This window comes from Pyxidicoccus xibeiensis (assembly GCF_024198175.1).
Taxonomy (GTDB): Bacteria; Myxococcota; Myxococcia; order Myxococcales; family Myxococcaceae; genus Myxococcus; species Myxococcus xibeiensis.
The window spans coordinates 576,854-602,858 of the sequence record NZ_JAJVKV010000003.1; the positions used below are offsets into that span (position 1 = coordinate 576,854).

At 72.5% G+C, this 26,005-nt stretch carries 9 protein-coding genes; 3 read left to right on the forward strand and 6 right to left on the reverse strand.

Annotated elements, in window-relative coordinates:
• Positions 1-20 precede the first annotated feature (20 nt).
• Positions 21-1,379, reverse strand: a complete 1,359-nt coding sequence (locus LXT23_RS15145; protein WP_253980877.1) for a metallopeptidase TldD-related protein — start codon at positions 1,377-1,379, stop codon at positions 21-23.
• 339 nt (positions 1,380-1,718) lie between these two features.
• Between LXT23_RS15145 and LXT23_RS15150 the strand changes: the two genes are divergently transcribed.
• Positions 1,719-2,996, forward strand: coding sequence for a TldD/PmbA family protein (locus LXT23_RS15150; RefSeq protein WP_253980878.1), 1,278 nt, complete (start codon positions 1,719-1,721; stop codon positions 2,994-2,996).
• Between the two features lie 7 nt (positions 2,997-3,003).
• On the opposite strand, the gene LXT23_RS15155 is transcribed toward LXT23_RS15150, so the two are convergent.
• From LXT23_RS15155 to LXT23_RS15175, 5 genes are all read right to left on the reverse strand, one after another.
• Positions 3,004-4,107, reverse strand: coding sequence for a hypothetical protein (locus LXT23_RS15155; RefSeq protein ID WP_253980879.1), 1,104 nt, complete (start codon positions 4,105-4,107; stop codon positions 3,004-3,006).
• Positions 4,108-4,124: 17 nt separating this feature from the next.
• Complete coding sequence (locus LXT23_RS15160) at positions 4,125-6,029, reverse strand: hypothetical protein (protein WP_253980880.1); 1,905 nt, start codon at positions 6,027-6,029, stop codon at positions 4,125-4,127.
• Between the two features lie 108 nt (positions 6,030-6,137).
• Positions 6,138-7,100: a c-type cytochrome gene (locus tag LXT23_RS15165; RefSeq protein ID WP_253980881.1), complete on the reverse strand. Its 963-nt coding sequence runs from the start codon at positions 7,098-7,100 to the stop codon at positions 6,138-6,140.
• A gap of 11 nt (positions 7,101-7,111) precedes the next feature.
• A complete protein-coding gene (locus tag LXT23_RS50365) occupies positions 7,112-8,128 on the reverse strand; it encodes a Rieske 2Fe-2S domain-containing protein (RefSeq protein ID WP_253980882.1) in 1,017 nt (338 codons plus the stop codon).
• A complete protein-coding gene (locus LXT23_RS15175; protein ID WP_253980883.1) occupies positions 8,125-8,301 on the reverse strand; it encodes a Xan family putative trans-acting RiPP leader peptide in 177 nt (58 codons plus the stop codon). Before LXT23_RS15175 ends, LXT23_RS50365 begins: the two co-directional genes overlap by 4 nt.
• A gap of 209 nt (positions 8,302-8,510) precedes the next feature.
• Between LXT23_RS15175 and LXT23_RS15180 the strand changes: the two genes are divergently transcribed.
• Both LXT23_RS15180 and LXT23_RS15185 read left to right on the forward strand, forming a co-directional pair.
• Entirely contained in the window at positions 8,511-10,520 is a 2,010-nt protein-coding gene (locus LXT23_RS15180) for a hypothetical protein (RefSeq protein WP_253980884.1), read from the forward strand.
• Between the two features lie 18 nt (positions 10,521-10,538).
• Positions 10,539-26,000, forward strand: a complete 15,462-nt coding sequence (locus tag LXT23_RS15185) for a non-ribosomal peptide synthetase (RefSeq protein WP_253980885.1) — start codon at positions 10,539-10,541, stop codon at positions 25,998-26,000.
• The last annotated feature ends 5 nt before the right edge of the window (positions 26,001-26,005 follow it).

Genomic DNA, 26,005 nt, shown 5'->3' on the forward strand with positions numbered 1-26,005 from the left:
AGGCCGGGGCGCCGCGCGGCTCAGCTTGCGCGAGGCGGCAGGAGGAGCGACGGCGCTCCGCAGCCGCCCGCGGTGGGGAAGAACGTCAGGTCCGCCCCCACGCCCAGGAGCGCGCGGAAGGTCTCCAGCACGGGCAGGTCCAGCTCCACCGGCGCCACCCGCCGCACCCGCTGCCCGTCCCGCACCTCCCAGCCACCGGCGATGAGGCAGACGCGTCCGGGGCGGGGCATCGTCGTGAAGGTCTCCACGCGTGCCACCAGCTCCATGTAGTGCGCGGGCAGCGCGTCGCCGCGCGGGACGACGAAGAAGCCGAGCGCCGAGGGTGCGGGCGGTGCGGCGCCGTCGCGCAGGCCCCGGCCGTTGGGCTCCGCCCCCAGCCGGGCCGCCGTCTCGCCCGAGTGGAGGAAGCCCAGCAGCCGGCCCTCGTCGACCAGCCGCAGTGCGCGCACGGTCCGGCCCTCGTCGTCGAACAGCCGGCTCGAGACGCCTCGCGGGCGCACCGGGTCGTCGTCCACGGACAGCACCGAGGGAAACACCTTGCGGCCCACGGCACGTGCCAGGGCTGGAGTCGCGGCGGCCACGTCGCCCTGGAGCAGCCAGGACAGGCCCGCGACGAGCGGAGCCGCCACGGCCGGACGCAGCACCAGGGGAAGCGTGAGGTCCGCGGCTTCCGCGGGCCCCTCCAGCGCGGAGACGGCCTCCGCCAGTCGCGCACGCAGCGGAGCCAGGTCCGCGTCGGCTTCTCCGGGTGGCAGCGCCACGGCATCCACCACGGCACCACGCGCCGTCTCGCAGCGCAGGAAGGCCTCGCCGCCGACCTCGACCTGCGCGGTCTCCCCTCCTCCGCTTCGCAGCAGTGCGGACTCCGTGGCGCGCCACGTGAGCACCAGCGCCTGCACGATGACGCCGGGCGGAACCACCTCGCGGGCAAGGCGCTCGGCCTGTTGTCTTGCCGCGTGCACCGAGAGGTCGGGCAACCCCGAGGGACTCGGGCCCGCCGGAGCTGGCACGGGTGGAGGCGGGAGGCTCGCTCCCGCGGCTCCTGCGGCGGCGCGACCTTGCGCGAGCTCCAGCAGCCTCCGGAGGTCCGGCGTGGCGCCCACGGGCCCCGCCGCGAAGCCATACCGCTCCCCTGCCCACACCCGCGCCGCCGCCGAGACGGCAAGGCCGTGGCTGGCGGCGGAGGTGCGCGTGCCCGGCTCGTACTCCAGCGTCAGGCGTTGGCTCGCGGAGAGGAAGAGCTCCGCGTCCGAGTGGGTGTGCTGACGACCGAAGTCTTCCAGCGCGGCCCGCGCGGCTCCCGACAGCGCACGCGGGCCCGACAGGATGGCCTGTGCTGCCTGCCCCTCGCCCGACCCGCTGTCTCGCGTCGCACCCACGTGGCGCCATCATGCCCCATTCCGACGCCGCGAGGCCTCGTGCGCCATACGCGCCTGGCTGGGAACGCCCTCCCCACGCCGTGAGGCCCCACAGGCCGTTTGCACGGTTGGGAAGCCCCTCCCACGGCGCGAGCCCTCGCACGCCTTGAGTACGGCCAGAAAAACGGTGCGTTGCTGAAGAGAGGTACCGACCCGTGCCAGTCACCGCTCGGTGGCACGTTCCCGGGCGCCAAGGAGCCCATCGCCTTCAAAACGGTGCGATGCTGGAGAAGCACCGTCCCCGTCCCCCTGCCGTGGCTCGGTGGCACAGGCCCGGAAGACGGGAAGGAGCCCATCGCCTTGAACTGGTTCGTGGAGCGGCGCGAGATGGCGGAGGTCATCCACTCCCGCTCCGGGCTCCGCGTCCAGCCGTCCACCGACGAGCGAGGCCTCTCCACCTGCCGCTCCGTGGAGGGCGGCACCGCGCATGCCTGGAGCGAGGTGACGGGAGACGACCTCCCGCCCGGTGCCCTGCCAGCGGAGGTGATACCCCGCGCGCGCGCGCTGCTCGCCCCCGGCCCCGTCCTGGGGGATGGCGGCGAAGCGGGCGCGGAGGCCGTGCGGCGGCTGGTGGATGTGGCCCGTGCCGCGGGCGCCGCGCAGTTGGACGTGCTGCTGCGCGAGGTGGAGCGCCGGACGCTCTTCGCCGATGCCGGGCATCAGGTGGAGAACCACGCCCGCTACGCCATCCTGGAGGTGAAGGCCTTCCATGCGGCCGGCGGCGCCACCACCGACCTCTGGCGCGCCACCGCCTTTCCGGACGTGGCGCACCTGCGCGCGACGCTGCCCTCACTGGAGGCCCTGGTGGACGGCCTGGTGCGCGAGCTGCGGGAGACCACGCCGTGCGTGCCCTTCCCCACCGGGACGCTGCCCATCGTCTTCCCTCCCGGCGCGGCGTCCGCCTGCTTCTTCCACGAGGTCTGCGGCCACCCGCTGGAGGGAGACGTCGTCGCGCGCGGAGGCTCGTACCTCGCGCGCCGGCTGGGACAGCGCGTCGCCGGCCCCTGGCTCTCCGTGTCGGACGACCCCACCGATGGCCACGGCGCGCTCGGCTTCGCCTGGGATGACGAGGGCCACGCCGCCCAGGCCGTGCCGCTCCTCCGAAACGGAATCGTCGGCTCGCCGATGCTCGACACCCGCAGTGCCGACGCCCTGGGCCGCCCACCCAATGGCCATGGCCGACGCGTGGACTTCCGGCACCCGCCCCTGCCCCGCATGGCCCACACCCGCGTGGAGCCCCATGAAGGCAGCCTGGAGTCGCTGCTGGCGGAGCTGCCGCAAGGGCTGCTCGTGCAGCACCTCACCCCGCGGCACATGAATCTCCTGTCGGGAGACTTCAGCTTCTACGTGGTGGAGGCGCGCGAGGTGCGGGACGGGCGCCCGGGACGGCGCGTGTCACCCGGCATCCTGGAGGGCAACGGCCTGGAGGCGCTCGCCTCCATCGACGCGGTGGGCGCCAGCGCGGTCAACCTCTTCGCCACGCGCGGCTGCCGCAAGCTGGACCACGGACCGCTGCCAGTGTCCTTCGGGCAGCCCGCGGTGCGCTTCCGCGGGCTGCACGTGAGGCCCTGGAGCTGAAGGCGGGCTACTCCTCCCCGGCGTGCTCGTCCGGGGGAGGCGGCGCCTGGCACAGCCAGCTCACGTCCTCCTCCGGCGGATGCGGGTCCTCCAGCGGGTCCGGCTCATGCGGGGGGTAGTTGAACCCCGCCCTGACGCGCTGCACGGAGATTCCGGGACGGGGCGTCACGGTGAAGGGCTCGATGGGAAGGGGCCGGAAGCCGTACGGGCCCATCTCCTCCTCCGGCGCCGGAGGCGGGTGCGTGTCCGTGAAGGTCACCTGCACCGGCTGCGTCGCGCCCGGCGGCAGCACCAGCGCGAAGTAGCCGATGTGGCTCACCGGGTCCGGCAGCACGGAGAAGCCCAGGGGGGACTGGCCCGGCAGCCCTTCCGGCGCCGCCCAGTCCAGCGCCAGCAGCGTGCCCGCGCTCGCCTCGCCGGCCACCTCGTCCAGGGAGCCGAGGTAGAAGTCGTAGAAGAAGCTGGGCGTATGCACCCAGAAGAGCACCACCCCACCCGTGCGGGCCGGGTTGACCAGGTCCGCCACCGTCGTCGCGGTCCCCTGCGCCGTCAGGTGCTGGGCCACCGCGTCCAGCGCGCCCGCGCTGCCCACCATCAGCGCCGTCTGGGCGATGCACTGCGTGCGGCTGACCTGGATGGGACGCAGGTGCGTGGTGGGGTAGTACGTCGCGGGCGGCATCTCGAAGGGCGTGGACTCGTCGGAGTGGAAGACGACGCCCCCTTCTGGCGGAATCGCCTCCGCCACGTACGGCACCGTGTCGTTCGACAGGACGCCCTGCACCTGCCAGTGCCCTCCGCCGGAGGAGGCGTCGCTCGTCACGTCCGTCAGGCCCGGCCCGTACAGGCGCACCCGCGCCTCCGGGACGACCGAGGCGGCCAGGTACGGAATGCCGTCGAAGACGCCGGGGTCATCACCCGGCTCCTCCGTGGACATGTACTGGACGTAGAGCGCCTCCGGGTCGAACACCATGCCGGACACCGTGGCCTGGCGCGCTGGCAGCTCGACGACAGGGGCGTCCACGCCGCTGCCGACGGGAACGGGCTCGGAGTCGCCGCAGCCGCCCAGGGCGGCGGCGAGCAGGAAGGAGGCTGTGAGGGAGCTGGCCTTCATCGCATTCCTCATGGGGTTCACCGGGCAGGCAGCACGTGCTCCGACGGAGGCGTCGTCACGTGGCACGCATTGGCGCAATTGCCGTAGATGTTGGGGGCGGCGGAGAGCGGCTCGAACTCCAGGTCCTTGTACTCGTTGCCGTGGGTGCCCGGGTGGCAGCCCTCGCAGGCGATGAGGCTGGGCCGCAGGGTGCTCTCACGCGTCAGGTGGCACAGCGTGCAGTCACCCTTGTTCTGGGCGTACTTGCGCGAGTTGATGTGGATGCGGTGCATGAAGTCCGAGACGTGCCCCTTGGACTCGTCGTGGTGGCACGTCTTGCACGTCTCCACGTGGTCCACCGAGACGCCGTGGTGCACGTTGCTCAGCGAGTTCACCCCGTTGTGGCACACCTGGCAGTTGCCGATGCGGCCGGGGTACGTGGTGGGCTGCGTCTGGCCCACCTGGAAGAAGAACGGATCCAACCGGTTCAGGCGCTCGCCCATGAAGTTGCGGTGCCCCTTCAGGAGGATGGCGTAGGTGCCCGGCTTCGCATCCTCCGGCAGGGGCACCGTGAAGCGCGTGGGCGGCCGGTGGACCATGCCGCCCGGGACGTAGGGCGTGTTCGGGCTGACGTAGTACTCGGGCTCGATGTCCCGCGGGTACGCGAAGTACGGCGGGTCGTAGGTGCCGTTGACCACCTGCAGGTCTTGCAGCGGGCCCACGACCTTGAAGCCGGACTCGGAGGCGCTGCCGTCCCGCCAGGTCAGCAGCATGAAGCTGTTGAAGTAGGCCAGGCCGTTGGACGCCTCGCTCATGTAGTCCAGGTAGGAGGGCATGGAGTCGCGCGGGTGCAGCGCGTGCCCGTCACCGTCCTGGAGGGACACGACGAAGTCCACCGACTCACCCGGCGCGTGGTAGCGGCCATTCTGCGGGCGCCCCACCTGCACCTTCTGCGTCAGGCCGAAGCCGCAGGGCACGGGCGTGTCCGTGGCCAGTCCGTCCGGGCCCACCTCGTAGCAGGTGGCGGGCCGGTCCTTCTCCGGGACGAAGGACACCGGAAAGAGGAAGGGCTTCTGGGGCCGCAGGCTCCAGGTGACGCGGATGACGCCCTCACCGGTGAGCTCCGGCATGGTGAAGGACTTGAAGGGGTTGGTGGAGCCGGCGAAGGAGACCTTCACCGCGGTGTTGTACTCGAGGCCGTCCCCATCCGGAGACGCCACGGGGACGGGGTCGTCCGGGAAGGTGGGGCGGGCGAGGCCGTTCACGGCGAAGACGACGTGCGTGCGGCCGGCCTCGGCGTTCTCCGCCAGGAAGTCGCTGCGCAGGTACGTCTGGCTGGTGCGCACATTGCCATCCGCGTCGAGCACCTCCAGCAGGAGGGTGTCATCGTTGGAGAGCATCCACGCCGCGTTCTCGTAGCGCGTCTCGCGCAGGAAGACGCCGGGCTGCTCCTGCACCCAGTTGTCCGGGCCGACGGTCATCCCGGACCAGTCCAGGTCCTTGAAGTCCGACTGCAGGCGGGCCCACGCCGCCGGCCGCTTGCGGTCGTTGTAGTCCGTGTGCACCCCCGCCACGATGTCCACCGCGGAGAACTCACGCAGGAAGTACAGCTCGCCGGGGGACACGGTCATCCGGGCCTGCGGCTCATGCGAAGGATCGGCCGGCAGGGGAAAGTCGACGTTCAGGTCGAAGCAGAGGTCCGGGTACGTGGGCAGCGCGAGGCTGCCCTTCGTCACCGGTGAGCCGTTGGGCAGGATGGAGCAGCCCTTGAAGGCCATCAGCGACAGGGAGATGGCGCCGGAGGCGGAGCTCGAGTACGGGTCGAAGGCCCTGGCGCCGCGGCCGCGCGTGCCTTCCGCATCGGACGTGTCCAGCAGGCTGCAGCCCGAGGCGCACGCCAGCACCAGGAGCGACAAGAGGAGTCTCTTGAGGGGCGGATTCATGGGGGGTTCGTGCCCGTCGGGGTGTCACCGCCCGGGGGCTGGCGGTGGGAAACAGGAAACGCGGGAATCCTACCGGCCAATCCGGAGGGACGCCAGCGACCGGCCGGATCAGCCACCCTGTCGCGCCGGGGTCGGCAGGGTCTGGAGATAGCGGTACAGCGCGCGCAAATCCTCATCGCGCATGCGGGCAAAAGACAGCCAGGGCATGGCCAGCTTGTTGATGCGTCCCTGCACGCTGGGGGCGGCGGCCGGCTCGCGCCACGCAGTGAAGCGCGCGACGAAGGCGTCCTCGCTCATTCCGCGCAGCACGGCCCCATGGGGCAGCAGGCCCGGCGCCTTCTCCTCTCCGTACGGGGTGGGCACGGGAAGCCCGCCCGCGAAGGGCTCGGAGGGCTCGCCGGCGCCGCCATGACAGAAAGCGCACTGCGCCACGGTGGCCAGGTAGCGGCCGCGCGCCAGCTCGCCGCTCCCCGGCGCCGGCACGGGGCCCGGCAGTGCAGAGGCCAGGCTCGCGATGCCTGCCAGGACCTCGGCGGGAAGCTCGGTGCGCGGTACGGAGTGCGGGACGGGCGGCACCTGGCGCAGGTAGGCCACCACGGCGCGGGCGTCCTCGTCGGACAGGGTCCTCCACTCCGTGTACGGCATCATGGGGAACAGCGTCCGGCCGTCGCGGCCATAGCCCTCGCGGATGGCGCGCAGCAGCTCCGCGTCCGTCCAGCGGCCGATGCCGTGCTCGGGGTCCGAGGTGAGGTTGGGCGCGCAGACGCGGCCCGGCAGCCCCCACTCCTTGCCGTAGCAGGCCCCGGCCAGCGCGGCGCCGCGAAGGGGCCCGGCGTAGCGGCTGACGTCCCGCTCCGTGTGGCAGGACACGCAGCCGAGCACGGCCTCCGCCAGGTAGCGCCCGCGGGCCACCGGGTTCGACGCGCTCGCCTCCACGGCCTTCGGCTCCGGAGCCACGGCCGTCGCCTCAGGAGCCGCGGCCTTCGCAGCCTCCTCACGCTGGCGGCATGCACCGCCCGCGAGCAGCAGCACCACGGCCGCGCAGAGGGCCTTCCACCTTGGCAGGTCCACGTGTCTTCCCTTCACTCCAGGCCGGGGCCGTCCACGGGGTGTCCCAGACGGAGGGCGGCGACGGCGCGGCGGTATTCGATGGGCAACCGGTCCGCCCTCACATGGACCTCACCCGCGAAGTCCAGGGGGTGGGCCTTCGGGCGCTGCCCCTCGGCGATGCGCCGGTCCTGCTCGAGGATGGCCAGCTCCGACTTCACGAACATGTCCGCGAAGTTGCGAATCTTCGGATGGTACGAGGCGAAGTAGAAGCACCGCATCTTCTCTTCCGAGCAGGGCGAGGCCACCGCGTACACGGTGTGCGTATAGAAGAGGGTCGGCTTGAAATGGAGCCTCACAGTAAAGGGAAGCGTCACCTCGTATGTGAGCGTGGTCCGGTCCACGCGAGGCGGCGCGCCGCCGATGCTCGGCGAGAGGGCGGGATAGGTGATTTGCGCCCGGAGCCCGCCAGGCAGCCGCTCCACGTCATAGGCGGGCACCTCCTGCTGCTGCGGGTTGCCGAAGGTGCCGTCGTGCACCCATGACAGGTGCGCCACGTCGAGGACGATTTCCACCATGCGGCCCGCGGACACGTCCCAGTCCAGCAGGGGCAGCGGCACGGTGGCGAGGCTGCCGTCCTCCAGCTCCGGCCACTCGGGCAGCGGCGCCGCGGGCCCGGTGGCCAGGCACACCCAGACGAGGCCGTAGCGCTCCGTCGCCGGATACGACGCGAGCCGGGCCCGCTCCGGAATGGGAGCGCCCGCCGGCTGCGACGGAATCCGCACGCAGCGCCCGTCCTGCCCGTACGTCCAGCCGTGGAAGGCGCAGCGGAGCCCTTCGGCCACGGGCGCACCGCCGCACAGGTCCGCGCCGCGATGGGCGCAGTACCGCTGGGTGGCGGCGACGCCGGAGCCCGTGCGCCAGACGACCAGGTCCGTGTCCAGCAGCCGGGCCGGGAGCGGGCGCTCCTTCAGCTCACTGGAGAACGCGACGGGGTGCCAGAAGGCCGCGAAGGACTCCGGGTACGCACGCGCTCCGAGGGCCGTGCTCACGCGAGCGCGAGCGGGGCAATCTTGCTTTCAATCTCCTCGAGGAGGAAGTCGATCTCCTCGAGCTCGTCGAGCTTCTCCGGAGCAGCGGCGGCCACCGGGGCGGCGGCGGCCTCGGGCGTGGTGGAGGCAACAGCCGGTGCAATGGACGACTGAGGCAGCTCTTCCGACGCCATGACTCCTCCTTCTTACGGAATGAGAGGAGATGCTCGGGGCAACCCGGGGCGCCTGTCAACACGCTGGCCGTGCGGCCAGGCTCGGGAGCCTCCGAACGCGCCGCGGCACCGTCCTGGATGGGTGGGGGAGCCTGCCGGAAGCCCCATCCGGGGAGGGGGCCGGCCCCTTGCTGTCCCGCCGTGACGGTACGTTAGACTCCCGCTCCCCCATGCCAGCCCTCCTCGCCCGTGCCCTGGCCGTGCTGTGCTTCTTCCAGTGCGGCATGGCGAGCGCGGAGGCCTGGAAGAAGGCGAAACCCGGCACCTCCACCGAGGGACAGGTGCTGGCCCTCTTCGGCGAGCCCACCCAGCGGCGCACCGTGGAGGACGAGCGTGTCCTCACCTACGAGGAGGACGCCGCGCCCGCGGGAACCCTTCGCGCGGACTTCCGCGTGGAGGCCCGAAACGGGCGGCTGCGCCGCATCGACGTGTATCCCGCGAGCGCTCCGTCGCGAGACACCGTGGAGCGGATGTTCGGCCCCGCCTGCCCCCGCGCGGGCCGTGCGAAGAAGCCCTGCCACGAGGTGAAGCTGTCACCCCTCAACGAGCCCTACTTCCACTACGCTTCTCGCGGCCTGGCAGTGTTTTTCTCGAAGGGTGAGGTGAGGGTCCTGACGTATCTGGCGCCCGCGCGGGGGCGCCGGGCCCTCACCGCCGAGCTCGCTCCTCCCGAGGCGCTGGAGGCGTCCCCCACGGAGCCGTCCCTCCCGAAGGAGGCCTCCGTCAGCGTGGCTCCGAGCCATGTAGCCGTGCCTGTGGAGCCGGCCGCCCCCGTGCCGGCACCTGCCGGGCTCACTCCCGTCGCGCAGGCCCCCACGACGGGGAGCTCGGACCTCGCGGTGGCGGAGATTGGGGAGCTGCCCGGTGCAGCCGCCTCCGCCATGGATGACGAGCTGCGCCCCGCGCGCATCGTGGATGACGCCGGGCAAGGCGCTGGCACCGGGCGACCTGGGGAAGAGGTGCCGGCCGGGCCGCGTCCGCTGAGCGAGCCGGAGGATGTGCCCGCGTCCGGGTCTGCCAGCCGGGAGCGCACCGACCTGCTCACCCTGGGAGCGCTGTTCTTCCAGCGCGCCCAGGTGGACCTCAACCGGCGCGCCTCGGACGACGCCAATGCGGTGCAGCCGTACTTCCCCGGGCTCGTGGACGTCTACCTCGACTTCAAGCCGCAGGAGAACCTGCGCACGTACGTGGTGGGGCGCCTGGCGTACGACCCGCTGGACCCGGAGCTGTCCACGCCCCGGGCGAGCGTCGACAAGCTGTGGCTGTACTTCGGCGTGCTCGACCGGGTCTTCGTCACCGCGGGGCGCCAGCACATCAAGTGGGGCAGCTCGCGCATCTGGAACCCCACCGACTTCCTGAGAGACCCCAATCCGGACCCGCTCGGCGTCTTCGACCTGCGCTCGGGCGTGGACATGGTGAAGGTCAACATCCCCTGGGAGTCGCTCGCGTCGAACCTGTGGCTGCTCGCCACGGCTGACATGGAGGACTCGCCGACGGAAGGGACGCCCCGGCTCCGGTACGGTGGCGCGGTGCGCGCGGAGGTGGCGCTGGGGGCAAGCGAGCTCATCGCCACCGCGTCCTTCCTGGAGCGGCGCCGGCCGCGCTACGGCCTGGACTACTCGCTCGGCGTCGGGCCGCTGGACTTCAACGCCGAAGTCGCCCTGCTGCGCGATGCGGACCTGCCGCTCTGGCGGCGCTCCGGGGACGGCTTCGTCCGCCGCGAGGTTGAGGGGACGCAGGTCCAGGCCAGCGGCGGGGTGTCGCTGCGGCTGCGCCTCGTCGACCTCTACCAGGCCGTCGTGCGGCTCGAGGGCTTCTACAACCAGCTCGGGGGCAGCGACCCGGGGCTGCTCACGTGGCTGGTGTCGACCGGGGACTACCAGCCGCTGTTCTTCGGCCGCTACTACGGCCTGGCCCAGCTGTCCGTCACAAAGCGCAGCCCCGCCATCCCAACGGTATCGCTCACCCTGCTCGGCAACGTGGATGTCCCGTCGTACCTCGGCCGGCTGGACTTCAACTTCTATACGAAGAACGAGGTGGGCATCGCGGGCTTCGTGGAAGTGCCCTTCGGCCCGAAGGGCGGTGAGTTCCGATTCCAACCCGATCCCTCCGTGGCGAGCGTCCCCGCGACGGACCTGGGTCTCTTCCGCGCCGGCCTGAGCCTCCGCTTCAAGCTGTGACGCCCTCCCCCGCCCACCATGACCGCGCCCTCCGACTCCGACTCCGCCACGCCCGGTGAGGGCCTGCCGCCGGAGCCCGCCGCCGCACGTCCGCTCCCGAGGAACACCGTCATCGCACCGACCCGGCTCACGGACGCAGAGCGCCAGCGGGTGCTGGTGGAGTGGAACGCCACCGCCTCCGACTATCCGCGCGAGTCCACCCTGCCGGAGGTCTTCTCGCAGGTGGTGGCCCGCTTCCCGGACCACGTCGCCGTCGAGTTCGGGGACGCGCGGCTCACCTACCGCCAGCTCGACGCACGCGCCAACCAGTTGGCGTGGCACCTGCGCCGGCTGGGCGTGGACGCGGACACGTGCGTGGCGCTCGCCGTCGAGCGCTCGCTGGAGCTCGTCGTCGCCCTGGTGGCCATCCTCAAGGCCGGCGGCGCGTACGTCCCGTTGGACCCGACGTATCCGCGCGAGCGCCTGGCGGCCATGGTGGAGGACGCGCGCCCCCGCGTGCTCGTCACCACGCGCGCCTTCGTGTCGAAGCTCCCGGAGGGGCTGAGCACGGTGCTGCTGGAGGAGCTGTCCCTCTCCGGCGAGCCCACGCACGCGCCCCCTTCGCGAGCCCTGCCCGACACGCTGGCCTACGTGGACTTCACGTCCGGCTCCACCGGGCGGCCCAAGGGCGTGGGCACCACGCACCAGGGCGTGCTGCGCAACCAGCTCGGCGTGGACTACGCCCGCTTCGGCCCCGACGAGACGCTGCTGCTGCTGGCGCCCATCTCCTTCGACGCGTCGACGTTCGAAATCTGGGGCGCGCTGCTGTACGGCGCCCGGCTGGTGGTGATGCCGCCGCAGGCGCCGTCCCTGCGAGAGCTGGCGCAGGTGGTGCGCGACACCGGCGTGACGACGCTGTGGCTGACCACCGGCCTGTTCTCGCAGGTGGTGGAGGAGCACCTGGAGGTCCTGCGCGGCGTGAGGCAGGTGCTCACCGGCGGCGACGTCATCCCTCCGGCCCACGTGCGCCGCGTGGTGGAGACGCTGGGGCTGCCCGTCACCGCCTGCTACGGCACCACGGAGACGACGGTGTTCGCCACCGCCTTCACGACGCGGGCGGCGTCGCAGGTGACGGGCACGGTGCCGATCGGCGGGCCCATCAACAACCTGCGCACCTACGTGCTGGACGAGCACGGCGAGCCGGTGCCCGTGGGCGTCACCGGCGAGCTGTTCATCGGCGGTGAGGGGCTCGCGCGCGGGTACGTGGGGCAGCCCGCGCTGACGGCCGGGCGCTTCGTGCCGGACCCGTTCAGCGGCACTCCCGGGGCGCGCATGTACCGCACGGGGGACCTGGTGCGCTGGCGGGACGGCGGCGTGCTGGACTTCGTGGGGCGCGCGGACGCGCAGGTGAAGGTGCGCGGCTTCCGCATCGAGCTGCCCGAGGTGGAGTCCGCGCTGCTCGCGCACCCGTCCGTGCTGGAGGCGGTGGTGGTGGCGCGCGAGGAGTCCCCCGGCGACAAGCGCCTGGTGGGCTACGTGGTGCCCGTCTCCGGCGGGACGGTGGACGCGGGAGAGCTGCGCGCGGCCCTCAAGCAGCGGCTGCCCGAGTTCATGGTTCCCTCCGTGGTGGTGGTGCTGGAGTCGCTGCCGCTCACCGCCAACGCGAAGGTGGACCGCAAGGCGCTCGCGGCCCTGCCGCTGCCGGCCCAGGCCTACGCGCCCCAGTCGCTGGCCCCCGGCCAGGAGCCGCGCGGCCCCGTGGAGGAAGTGCTGGCGCAGTTCTTCTGCCACGTGCTGGGCCTGGAGGTGGTGGCGAGGGACGCCAGCTTCTTCGACCTGGGTGGGCACTCGCTGAGCGCGTCGCGCCTGGTGGCCCGGGTGCGGCAGGCCTTCAACGTGGAGCTGCCGCTGGCCACGCTGTTCGCCGCGCACACCGTCGCGGACCTCGCGCGCGAGCTGTCCGAGGGGAACCGCGCTGGCGTGCCGCCCCTACCGGCGCCGGAGCCCCGGCCCGAGGGTGCACCGGCGCTCGCGTCGGGCGCGCAGGAGCGCATGTGGTTCCTGCACCAGCTCCAGCCGGAGCTGCGGGCCTACAACTTCCCGGAGGCCGTGGAGCTGCGGGGCGCGCTGGACGTGGACGCGCTGGAGGGTGCGCTGCGGCTGCTGCTGGAGCGCCACCCCACACTGCGCACGCCCCTGGTGGTCCACGAGGGCCGCCCGGTGCCCCGGCCGCAGCCCGTGCCGGAGCGCGTCCTGCACGTGGAGGACTGCACCGCGTCCGGTGGGGAAGTGCCCTGGCACCGGCTGCGCGAGGAGTCCGCGCGCGCCTTCGACCTGGAGCGAGGGCCGCTGTACCGCTTCCGCCTCTACCGGCTGGGTGCCGAGCACCATGTGCTGCTGCTGGTGATGCACCACATCGTCATGGACGGCATGTCCCTGGACATCCTCGTCCGTGAGCTGGGCGAGGCCCATGCCGCCCTGCGGGAGCGGCGCGCGCCCGCGCTGCCGGCGCCGGAGCTCGACTACGCGGATGTCGTGGCCTGGCAGCGCACGCCCGCGGTGGAGGCGCGCGAGGAAGCGGACGTCGCGTACTGGAAGCAGCAGCTCGCGGGAGCGCCATCCCGGCTCGTGCTGCCCACGGACCGGCCCCGGCCCGCAGTCCTTGGGGACAGGGGCGCCAGTACGCAGCGCCACCGCTTTCCTCCAGAGCTGACCCGGGCCTTGGCCTCCGTCTGCCGCCGGCACCAGGTCACGCCGTTCATGGCGCTGTATGCCGCGTTCGCCGTGCTGCTCCAGCGCTACTCGGGGCAGGACGAGCTGTGCGTGGGCACGCCCGTGTCCGGCCGCGCGCACCCGGCGGTCGAGGACGTGGTGGGCCTGTTCATCAACACCGTGGTGCTGCGCACCCGGGTGGACACTCGCGCGACGTTCGCGGACCTGCTGTCCCAGGTGCGCGCCACCGCGCTGGAGGCCTTCTCCCACCAGCAGGCTCCCTTCGAGCGCGTCGTCGAAGCACTGCACGTCGAGCGCAGCCTCAGCCACTCGCCCCTGTTCCAGGTGATGTTCGACCTGAGCCGGCTGGAGCACCCGCTCCCCGGTGCGTTCCCCGAGCTCGACGCGCGCTCGCTGCATCTGGACCCGGGCGCCAGCCCGTTCGAGCTGTCGCTCACCGTGTACAAGGTCGGGGAGCACTACGACCTCTTCCTCCAGTACCGCACCGAGCTCTTCGAGGAGGCCAGCATCGAGCGGATGCGGGCGCAGTACTTCCAGCTCCTCGCCCATGCGCTGGAGTCGCCCGAAGCGCCTCTGACCCGGCTGTCGCTGCTCGCGGAGGCGGAGCGGCAGCGGGTGGTGCGCGAGTTCAACGAGACGCAGCGGCCGTTCGACAGCGATGCCACCATCGCCTCGCTCTTCCTGGCCTCCGCCGCGCGCACGCCGGACGCCGTGGCGCTGGTGACTCCCGAGGGCACCCTCACCTTCTCCCAGCTTGCCGCCCGTGCCTCCCGGCTTGCCTCGCACCTGGCGGGCCTCGGCGCTCGTCCCGAGGCCGTGGTGGGCGTGTGCCTGGAGCGCTCCGTCGACTGCGTCGTCGCGCTGCTGGCCGTGCACCTGAGTGGTGCGGGCTGCCTGCCGCTGGAGCCTTCGCATCCTGCCGCGCGCCGTGCCTTCCTGCTGCGCCAGTCCGGTGCGTCACTCGTCGTCTCGCGGCCTTCCTTCTTCGAGGGCGCCGGGGCCGGTGTGCCGCTGGTGCAGCCCGGTGACGAGTCCCTGCCTCATGCCGTGCTCGCCACGCCTCGGGCCGCCGGGCCCGACAACCTCGCCTACCTGCTCTACACCTCCGGCTCCACCGGCGAGCCCAAGGGCGTGGAGCTGACCCAGCGCAACGTCGTCCACTGCTTCGCCGCGTTCGACGACTTCTACGCGACGTCTCCCGGCCATACCTGGGCTGCCTCCGGCAGCCTCTCCTTCGACATCCATCTGGAGGAGCTGCTCTTCAGCCTGACTCGCGGCGCTCGCGTGGTGCTGCGCCAGGTGGGGCCGCTGGGCCTGGGCCGCGACATCGTGCAGCACGGCATCACCCATATCGTCATCACGCCCTCCTCCCTGGCCGCCGCCTTCGAGGAGCCCGGGGCTCCGGAGGCCCTGCGTCGGCTGTCGGTGCTGGTGGCCGGGGGTGAAGTGCTGCCCGATTCCCTGGTGCGGCAGCTGGCCTTCACCACCACCCGCCTCGTCAACACCTACGGCCCCACCGAGACGAGCATCAACGTCGCCGCAGAGCTCTCGCTGCCCACGAAGCCCGTGCGCCTGGGGCGGCCGCTGGACAGGTGTCAGCTCTACGTCCTCGACGAGTCCCTGCAGCCGCTTCCCGTCGGCGTGCCCGGTGAGGTGTTCATCGGCGGCACCTGCCTGGGCCGGGGCTACAAGGGCCGCGCGGATTTGACGGCCGAGCGCTTCATCCCCGACGCCTTCAGCGGCCAACCGGGTGCACGCCTCTACCGCACGGGTGACCGTGCCCGCTGGAATGACGACGGTTCCCTCTCCTTCCTGGGCCGCACCGACTTCCAGTTGAAGGTGCGCGGCGTGCGCGTGGAGCTGGAGGAAATCGAAGCCGCGCTGCTTCGCCTTTCCGGCGTGCGGCAGGCCGCCGTCGTGGCCCGGCAGGGTGCGAAGGACACGGAGCTGGCGGCGTACCTCGTGCTGGAGAGTGCAGGCACGGACGTGCGCGCCCTGCGCAAGTCGCTGGCCTCCGTGCTGCCCGAGGCCATGGTGCCTTCGCGCATGCTCGTGCTGGACGCGCTGCCCACCACCACCAGCGGCAAGGCGGACCGCAAGGCCCTCGCCGCGCTTCCCCTGGAGTCGGCCGCTGACCTCTCCGACACCGGGGAGACCGCGTGGCAGCCTCCGCGTGGCCCCGTGGAGGAGCTGCTCGCCCTCCTCTTCGGCCAGGTGCTGGGCCGGGAGAAGGTGGCGCGCGACGCGGACTTCTTCTCGCTGGGGGGCCACTCCCTGAGCGCCACCCGGCTGGTGGCCCGCGTGCGCCAGTCCTTCGGCGTGGAGCTGCCGCTGGCGGCCCTCTTCACTTCGCCCACCGTCGAGTCGCTGGCCCAGGTGCTCGCGGCCCATCAGCTCGCTCGCGTCCCGCCCCTGCCCGCGCCGACGCCGAGGCCCGCTGGCGAGCCTCCGCTTCCGTCCTTCGCGCAGGAGCGCGTCTGGTTCCTCCACCAGCTCCACCCGGAGCTGCGCGCCTACCTCGTTCCCGAAGCCGTGGAGCTGCGGGGAGCGCTGGACATCCGTGCGCTGGAGGGCGCGCTGCGGTTGCTGCTGGAGCGCCACGCGTCACTGCGCTCCACCTTCGTCCCCGAGGAAGGACGCCCCGCGCTGCGCGTCGGTCCGCTCCCGTCCCAGGTGCTGCAGGTGGAGGACGCAGCCGAGGCAGACGTGCCATGGGCCCGGCTGAGGGACGAGTCCACCCGCCCCTTCTCGCTGGAGGCAGGGCCCCTGTACCGCTTCCGCCTCTTCCGCCTGGGCGCCGAGCACCACGTGCTGCTGCTGGTGCTGCACCACATCCTCGTGGATGGCCTGACGCTGGACATCCTCATGCGCGAGCTGGCCCAGGCGTACACCGCCCTCAGCCAGCACCAGCAGCCCACCCTGCCACCCGTGCAGCTCGTCCTGGCGGACGTGGCCGCGTGGCAGCGCACGCCCGCCGTGCGCGCGCACGAGGAGGCCCACCTCGAGTACTGGAAGCAGCAGCTCGCCGGCGCCCCCGCCCTGCTCACGCTCCCGACGGACAGGCCCCGTCCGCCGGTGCTGAGCGACAGCGGTGCGCTCACCCGCCGACATCGGCTGTCGCCTCAGCTTTCACGGGCGCTGGCCTCCGTCTGCCGGCAGCAGCAGGTCACGCTGTTTATGGCGCTGAATGCAGCGTTCGCCATGCTGCTCCAGCGTTACTCGGGGCAGGACGAGCTGTGCGTGGGCACGCCCGTGTCCGGCCGCGCGCACCCGGCGGTCGAGGACGTGGTGGGCCTGTTCATCAACACCGTGGTGCTGCGCACCCGGGTGGACACCCGCGCGACGTTCGCGGACCTGCTGTCCCAGGTGCGCGCCACCGCGCTGGAAGCCTTCTCCCACCAGCAGGCCCCCTTCGAGCGCGTCGTCGAAGCGCTGCACGTCGAGCGCAGCCTCAGCCACGCCCCGCTGTTCCAGGTCCTCTTCGACCTGAACCGGGTGGAGCAGGGACTGGCCTCGGCGTTCTCCGAGCTCTCCGCGCGGCCACTCCTCATCGACAACGGCACCAGCCTGTTCGACCTGGTCCTCACCGCTGTCGAGGACGGTGACGGCTACGAGCTCTTCTTCCGCTACCAGACCGAGCTGTTCGATGCGGCCACGCCCGAGCGCATGCTGGGCCACTACGTGCGCCTGCTGGAGCATGCCCTGGAAGCGCCGGAGCAGCCGGTAGGCGCGCTGTCCCTGCTGAGCCCCGCCGAGCGCCAGCGCGTGGTGCACGAGTTCAATGCGACGCACCGGCCCTTCGACGAGGAAGCCACCCTCGCCTCGCTCCTGCGCGCCTCCGCCGAGCGCACCCCGGACGCCGTCGCGCTGGTGACGCCGGAAGTCACCCTCACCTTCTCGCAGCTCCTCGCTCGCGCCTCGCGGCTGGCGTCGCATCTGGCGGCCCTGGGCGCGCGACCCGAGAGCGTGGTGGGCGTGTGCCTGGAGCGCTCCGCGGACAACGTCATCGCCCTGCTTGCCGTGCACCTCAGCGGCGCCGCGTGCCTCCCGCTGGAGCCTTCGCATCCTGCCGTGCGCCGTGCCTTCCTCCTGCGCCAGTCCGGTGCGCGCCTTGTCGTCTCCCGGCCAGCCTTCTTCGCCGGAGTGGAGACGGGACTCACTCACGTGGAGCCTGGCGACGAGTCACGCTCCGGTGCCGTCCTCGCCCCTCCGGTGCCCGCCCGGCCGGAGCACCTCGCCTACGTCCTCTACACCTCCGGCTCCACCGGTGAGCCCAAAGGCGCGGAGCTCACCCAGCGCAACCTCGTCCACTGCTTCGCGGCGTTCGACGAGCTGTACGCCACCGCTCCGGGCCATGTCTGGGCTGCCTCCAGCAGCCTCTCCTTCGACATGCACCTGGAGGAGCTGCTCTTCAGCCTGACTCGCGGCGCCCGCGTGGTGCTGCGCCAGGTGGGGCCGCTGGGCCTGGGCCGCGACATCGTGCAGCACGGCATCACCCATATCGTCATCACGCCCTCCTCCCTGGCTGCCGCCTTCGAGGAGCCCGGGGCCCCCGAGGCGCTGCGCCGACTCTCGGTGATGGTCACCGGCGGCGAAGCGCTGCCCGATGCACTGGTGCGGCAGCTGGCCCTCACGACGACTCGCATCGTCAATGCCTACGGCCCCACCGAGACCAGCGTCGCGGTCGCCCTGGACGTGTGCGTGGCCCACCGGCCCGTCAGCCTGGGCCGGCCCGCGGACCGGAGCCAGCTCTACGTCCTGGACGCAGCACTGCGACCGCTCCCCGTGGGCGTGCCCGGTGAGCTGTATATCGGCGGCAGCGGCCTGGGCCGTGGCTACCGTGGCCGAGCGGACCTGACGGCCGAGCGCTTCATCCCGGACCCCTTCAGCACCGAGCCCGGTGCGCGCCTCTATCGCGTCGGAGACCGGGCGCGGTGGAATGAGGACGGCACGCTCACCTTCCTGGGCCGCACCGACTTCCAGCTGAAGGTGCGCGGTGCGCGCGTGGAGCTGGAAGAGGTGGAGGCCGCGCTGCTGCGCCTTTCCGGCGTGCGGCAGGCCGCCGTCGTGGCCCGACAGGGTGCGAAGGACACGGAGCTGGTGGCGTACCTGGTGCTGGAGAAGGCCGCCGACGACGTGCGCGCCCTGCGCAGATCGCTGGCCTCCGTGCTGCCCGAGGCCATGGTGCCCTCGCGCATGCGCGTGCTGGACGCGCTGCCCACCACCACCAGCGGCAAGGTGGACCGCAAGGCCCTCACGGCGCTGCCGTTGGAGACCTCCGATTCGGGAGCCGAGGCGACCGCGTTGCAATCGCCTCGTGGCCCTGTGGAGGAGTTGTTGGCCCTGCTCTTCGGCCAAGTGCTCGGCCGGGAGAAAGTGTCACGCGATGCGGACTTCTTCTCGCTGGGGGGCCACTCGCTGAGCGCCACCCGGCTGGTGGCGCGCATCCGTCAGTCCTTCGGCGTGGAGCTGCCCCTGGCGGCGCTCTTCACCTCGCCCACCGTCGAGACGCTGGCCCGGACGCTGTCCGCCCAGCAGCTGGTGCGCGTCCCGCCCCTGCCCGCGCCGACGTCCAGGCCTGCCAGCGAGCCTCCGCTGCCGACCTTCGCGCAGGAGCGCTTGTGGTTCCTGCACCAGCTCCAGCCAGAGCTGCGCGCGTACATCATTCCGGAGGCCGTGGAGCTGAGGGGAGCGCTGGACCTCGCCGCGCTGGAGGGCGCGCTGCGGCTGTTGCTGGAGCGCCACGCGTCACTGCGGACCGCCTTCGTCTCCGACGAGGGGCGCCCGGCACCTCGCCTCCAACCGATGCCTTCCCAGGTGCTGCACGTGGAGGAGGCCGTCGGGGCAGCCGTTCCCTGGGAGCGGCTGCGTGAAGAGTCCACGCGCCACTTCTCCATGGAGCGCGGGCCGCTCTATCACTTCCACCTCTTCCGGCTGGGTGCCGAGCACCATGTCTTGCTGCTGGTGCTGCACCACATCCTCGTGGATGGCCTGTCGCTGGACGTGCTCATGCGCGAGCTGGCCCAGGCCTATGCCGCCCTGAGCCAGCAGCTCGAGCCCGTGCTGCCTCCCGTTTCCCTGGACACGCTGGACGTGGCCGCCTGGCAGCGCACCTCCGCCGTGCGCGCTCACGAGGAGGCTCACCTCGACTACTGGAAGCGCCAGCTCGCGGGGGCGCCCACCCTGCTCTCGCTGCCACTCGACAAGCCCCGTCCGGCGGCACGGGGAGACAGCGGAGCACTCACCCGCGCGCGTCGCCTGTCACCCGAGCTGTCTCGCACCCTGGCCTCGCTGTGCCGTCAGCATCAGGTCACGCCCTTCATGCCCCTGTGCGCGGCCTTCATGGCGGTGTTGCAGCGGTACTCGGGACAGCACGAGCTGTGTGTGGGCACGCCCGTCTCCGGCCGCTCGCACCCCGCCACCGAGGAGGTGGTGGGCCTGTTCATCAACACCGTGGTGCTGCGCGCCCAGGTCTCACCGGACCTGCGCTTCTCCGACCTGCTGTCCCAGGTGCGCGCCACCACGCTGGAGGCCTTCTCCCATCAGGCGGCGCCCTTCGAGCGCGTGGTGCAGGAGCTCCAGGTGGAGCGAGCCACCAGCCACTCCCCGCTCGTGCAGGTCATGTTCGAGTTCAACCGGGTGGAAGCGTCGCTGGAGGGCGCCTTCCCGGGGCTGGACGCGCGGCAGTTGCCCATCGACACCCGCACCAGCCAGCTCGACCTGGCGCTCTACGCCATCGAGGACGAGGCCGGCTTCACCTTCACGCTCGAGCACAGCACCGACCTGTTCGAGGAAGCCACCGCCGAGCGGATGCTGGCCCACTACCTCCAGCTCCTCGAGGGTGCCCTCCTCGCACCCCAGACGCCCGTCGCCCGCCTGCCGCTGCTGACCCGGGACGAGCGCGACGCAGCGCTGCGCGAGGCCCGCCCCGTCTCCGTTGAGCCTCCGGCGTCGTGCGTACACGAGGTCTTCGCCGCGCAGGCCCGCCGCGCACCAGAGCGCGTCGCACTGTCCTTCGACGGCGGCCAGTGGACCTATGGTGCCCTGGCGACGTGGACGAACCGGGCCGCGAGGCGGCTGGCTGCCCAGGGCGTGGAACTCGAAGCACTGGTGGCGGTGGTCGGCCCCCGGGACGAGGCGCTGGTGCGCGGCGTCCTCGCAGTCCACACGGCCGGCGGCGCCCACCTGCCGCTGGATGCCCAGCTGCCTCCGGCGCGCGTGGCTCAGTTGCTCGCGGAGAGCCAGGCGCCGTTCCTCCTGGCGACAGGGCCCACCGAGGCGCTCGTCTCCGAGGCCCTGGCCCTGATGCCTCCAGCTTCGCGCCCCAGGCGGTTGTCACTCGACGCGTTGGAGTCGGAGAGCGCCGAGCCCCTGACGGGGCGCGCTTCGCCGGAGGCGCTCGCCTACGTGCTCTTCACCTCGGGCTCCACCGGCGTGCCCAAGGGCGTGATGGTCCACCACCAGGGCATGCTCAACCACATCCTCGGGATGTGCGAGGGCCTGGGCATTCGCGAGAGCGACGTCATCGCGCAGACGGCGGCCCTCAGCTTCGACATCTCCGTGTGGCAGATGCTCGGCGCGCTCACGCTTGGCGCCACGACGCTGATGGTCCCCGACGACGTCTCGAGAGAGCCGCGGCGGCTGGCCACCGAGCTGGACTCGCGTGGCGCCACCGTCGTGGAGCTGGTGCCCTCCGTGCTCCAGGCCCTGCTGGAGGACACCGCCGACGCTCCGCCCGCCTTCGCGCGGCTGCGGTGCATGGCCACCATCGGTGAGGCCCTTCCGCCGGCCGTCTGCCGTGCCTGGTTCGAGCGGTACCCGGGCGTGACGCTCGTCAACGCCTACGGGCCCGCCGAGTGCTCCGACACCGCGACGCTCCACCCCCTCCAGGCGCCGCCCGCCGGGACCAGCACGCCCATCGGCCGGCCCAAGCGCGGCATGGAGGTGCACGTCCTGGATGAGGCCCTCCACCCCGTGCCCCTCGGCGTCGTGGGTGAGCTCTACATCGGTGGCATCGGCGTGGGCCGCGGCTACCGCCACCGTCCCGAGCTGACGGCGGAGCGCTTCGTGCCAGACCCCTTCGCGCAGACGCCGGGCGCGCGGCTGTACCGCACGGGAGACCTGGGCCGCCGCCTGCCGGACGGAGGCCTGGAGTTCGTCACCCGCGCGGACTTCCAGGTGAAGGTGCGCGGCATGCGCATCGAGCTGGGCGAGGTGGAAGCCGCGCTCACCGCGCTGCCCTCGGTGCGCGCCTGCGTGGTGACCGCGCGCGAGCGCCGCCCCGGCGACAAGGAGCTGGTGGCGTGGGTGGTCCCCGTGGACGCCACCACGTCCGAGTCCTCCCTGCGCGAAGCCCTGGGTCAGCGCCTGCCGGCGTTCATGGTGCCCTCGCGGCTGGTGGTGCTGGGCGCGCTTCCCCTCAATGCCAACGGCAAGGTGGACCGGAAGGCCCTGGCCACGCGGGCCCTCCCCGTGCCCTCGCGAGAGGACGTGGGCGGCGAGCCGCCCCAGGGCCCGATGGAGGCGCTGCTGGCCGGCCTCTTCCGGCAGTTGCTGGGCGTCGACGAGATATCGCGCGACGCGGACTTCTTCTCGCTGGGTGGCCACTCGCTGAGCGCCACCCGGCTGGTGGCCCGCGTCCGGCAGGAGCTGGGCGTGGAGCTTCCACTGAGTGCGTTCTTCGCCTCGCCCACCGTGGCGGGGCTGGCGCGCAACGTCGCCCTGGCCCCGCGCACCGGGGAGCCGCGAGTGAGGCGGGCACAGCCGAGACAGGAAGCGCATCCCGCCTCCGGAGTGCAGGAGGGCGTCTGGTACGCGCTGCAGCTGCCGGACGCGCCGCCCTTCTCGCTCACCCTGGGACTGGCGCTGGAGGGTGACCTCCGGCCCGACCTGCTGGAGGCGGCGCTCGCTGCGGTGGTCGAGCGCAACGACACGCTGCGCTCCGTGTTCTTCCTGGAGAAGGGCACCGTCTTCGTGCGCACGGGTCCTCCCGTCCTCCCGCTCCTGACGCGCACGGACCTGTCGCACCTGTCACCCGACGCGGCGCTCGAAGCGGCGCGGGCGGCCCAGGGGCGGCACGACCACCTGCACTTCGACGTGGCTCGCGGCCCGCTGTATCGCTTCGAGCTGCTCCGCCTGGACGCGGCGGGCACCCGTCACGTGCTCGTGCTCTCCGTCAGCCACCTGGTCATCGACGCCCTGGGGTTCCAGGCCCTCATGGAGGAGCTGGCCGCCGCGTACCAGGCCGCGCTCGCTGGCCACGCTCCACTCCTGCCGCCGCTCGAGCTCCAGTATGCGGACGTGATGCCGTGGCGCAGGGGCGAGGACCCCGCGCGCGACGAGGCGGGGCTCGCGTCCTGGAAGCAGGCGCTGACGAACGCGCCTCCGGTGCTGGACCTGCCGCTGGACTTCCCGCGCCGGGCGCCCGCGCTCAACGACAACATGCGCGCGGTGCGCGTGTCGCTGTCCGCAGGGGACGCGGCTGCGCTCCGGGAGCTGGCGCGGCGTGAAGGCGTCTCCTCCTTCACCGCGGTGCTGGCGCTCACCCAGGCCTGGCTGCACCGGCTGAGCGGACAGGGCCACGTGGTGGTGGCCTCGCCCTTCTCCGGGCGCACCCTGCCGGAGACGGAGCGGATGGCCGGCTACTTCGCCAACGTCCTGCCCCTGTGCACGGACGTGTCCGGCAACCCGTCCTTCCGCGGGCTCCTCCAGCGCGTCCAGGCCGTGGTGGCCCATGCCTCCACCCACCAGGAGGTTCCCTTCAAGCGCATCTCGGACGCCGTGCTGCCGGAGGGGCCCCGCACCGCGCCCCCCCTGGCCCAGGCACTGCTGCTGCTGGAGGCGACCGGCACCCCGTCCCTCGGCGGGCTCACCGTGTCGGAGCTGGAGACCGGGGGCGTCATCCCCGCCTACGACGTGGTGGTCAACCTGGTCGAGGATGCGCACGGCGCGCTGGAGGGCAGCGTCTCCGCCGATGGCGCCCTCTTCACCCCGGAGTCCGGCGAGCGCATGGCGCGGGCCTTCGAGCAGCTCGTGGCCTCGGCCGTGCGCGCTCCGGACGCGCCGCTGTCGCGCCTGCCCCTGCTGTCCGGCCCGCAGCGGGCCGCGGTGCTGGCCGCGCTGGACGGTGGCACGCAGGCCATCCCCCCGGGTGCGTGCATCCACACCCTCTTCGAGGCCCAGGTGCGCCGCACGCCCACGTGGCCCGCGGTGGCTCATGGGGAGACCACGTGGAGCTACGCGGAGCTCAACGCCCGCGCCAACCACCTGGCGCGCCGGCTGCTGGCGCAGGGCCTGCGTCCCGAGGAGCGCGTGGGCGTGGTGATGGAGCCGTCCGCGCAGGCCCTGGCGGTGCTGCTGGGCATCCTCAAGGCGGGTGGCGCGTACGTCCCGATGGACGCGGGCTGGCCCGAGCCGCGCAAGCTCGCGGTGCTGGAGCGCGCGGGCATCCGCCGCCTGTGGGTGGACGCGGAGGCGCTGGCCGAGCACTACGAGCTGGTGCCCCTCGCGGAGGTGCCGCCCCAGCCCGCGTCGCTCCCGGAGGACCTGGGGCCCGGCCCGCGCGAGGTGCCGGACGCGCAGCTCGCGTACATCGTCTTCACCTCCGGCTCCACCGGTGAGCCCAAGGGCGTCATGGTGGAGCACCGCTCGGTGGTGAACCACAACCTCGCCATCGTCCAGCGCTTCGGCCTGTGCGCGGGCGACAGGATGCTCAACTTCGCGCCGCTCACCTTCGACGCGGCGGCCGAGGACCTCTACCCGCCGCTGGTGGTGGGCGGCACCGTCGTCCTGCGCAACGGGCTGGTCCCCGCGCACACGATGACGCCGTACCTGGAGGAGCTGGGCATCACCCTCATCAGCCTGCCTCCCACGTACATCGAGGAGTGGATTCGCCAGATGGAGACGCTGGGCCAGCGCGTACCCGCGCGACTGAAGCTGCTGGCCCCGGGCGGCGACGTGCTCAAGCGCGAGACCTTCGAGGCCTGGGTGCGCGTGGGCGGTGGACATGCGCCGTGGGTCAACGTCTACGGCCCCACCGAGTGCACGATTACCTCCGCCACCTGCGACATCCCCGGCGCGGAGGGCGTGGGCACGGCGCCCACCTTCCCCATCGGCCGCCCCATTCCGCGCGTGCGCTTCTACCTGCTGGACGAGCACCTGGAGCCGGTGCCGCCGGGGCTGCCCGGCAGCGTCTATATCGGTGGCGCGGCGCTCTCGCGCGGCTACCTGGGCGCGCCGCACGCGACGGCCGAGCGCTTCATCCCCGACCCGTTCTCAGGTGTCCCCGGCGCGCGCATGTACCTGACGGGAGACCTGGCCCGGCTGCTGCCGGACGGCCGGCTGCGCTTCCTCGGCCGGGTGGACCACCAGGTGAAGATTCGCGGCTTCCGCATCGAGCTGTCGGAAATCGAGACCTGCCTGCGCCGCGCGCCCCAGGTGGAGGAGGCCGTTGTCGTGGCCCGCGCCTCGGCGGCGGGAGTCCAGTCGCTGTACGCCTATGTCCAGGCCCCGGCCGCCGTGCGCGCGGAAGGACTGCGCGAACACGTGGCGGCGCAGCTCCCCGCGTACATGGTGCCCGCCGCGTTCGTGGTGCTGGAGAAGCTGCCCATCAACGCCAACGGCAAGGTGGACCGCAACGCCCTCCCCGCTCTGGAGGCGGCGGCGCCCTCCGCGCCACTGCCGACCGCGGCCCCGGCGAAGCTGGAGACGGCCTACCGCACCACGCTCGAGCTGACGCTCCAGCGGCTGTGGCAGGAAATCCTGGAGCGCCCCGGGGTCAGCGTCACGGACGACTTCTTCGTGCTCGGTGGCGACTCCATCGTCGCCATGCGCCTGCTGGCGCGCCTGGAGGAGGAGTTCGGCATCCCCGTGCCCCTGGCCGTCATCTTCCAGAACCCCACGCTCAAGGAGTCTGCGGAGGCCCTGCTGGAGCACTTCCGCGAGGGGCCGCCCGTCAGCAGCGTGGTGCGCCTGGCGAGCCGGGGCCTTCCCGAGACGGCAGCGCCCCTCTTCCTCTTCCATGGCGGCGACGGCGAGGTCTACCACTACAGGGATTTGGTGCCCCTGCTGGAGCCGCGCTTCCGCTGCTTCGGCATCCAGGCGCCGGAGACGCTGACGCCGGACCGGCCGCTGGCTTCCTTCGACGAGCGCGTGGCCGCGTACGCACGGGACGTGCGCGCCGTGCAGCCTCACGGCCCCTACCGGCTGGTGGGCTTCTCGTACGGCGGCTACCCGGCGCTGGGCGTCGCCACGCTGCTGGAGGCACAGGGCGAGCAGGTGGAGCTGCTGGCGATGGTGGACACCCTCACCTCGCAGACGCTGCGCGTGGCCATGCCCACGCAGGGCCTGGAGCCGGTGCTGGCCATCGCCGACGAGTACGGCGTGTATGACGAAGCGCTGGTGCAGGAGCTGGCCCCGCTCGCGCCCGAGGCGAAGTGGGACCGGGTGGCGGAGCGGGCCCGCGTCCGGGGAATGGCGTCCCCCCACGTCGTGGGCAGGGACCTGGCGCGCGTGTGGCGCATCCTGGGCGAGGTGCTGACGCCGCAGGCGGCGGCGTGGAACGTCACCCCGCCCGCGCACGTCCGCCCGCTGCTCATCTCCTGCGCGGCGACGCTGGCGGAGGTCCGTGACGAGACGCTCGGCTGGGAGCGGCACCTGTCGCGAGCGCGGCTGGAGCTGCTGACCCTGCCAGGGGACCACGCCACCCTGCTGCACCCGCCCCGCGTGGAGGAGCTCGCCCGGCAGCTGCTCTCCCGGCTCGTGCGCTGAGCCGG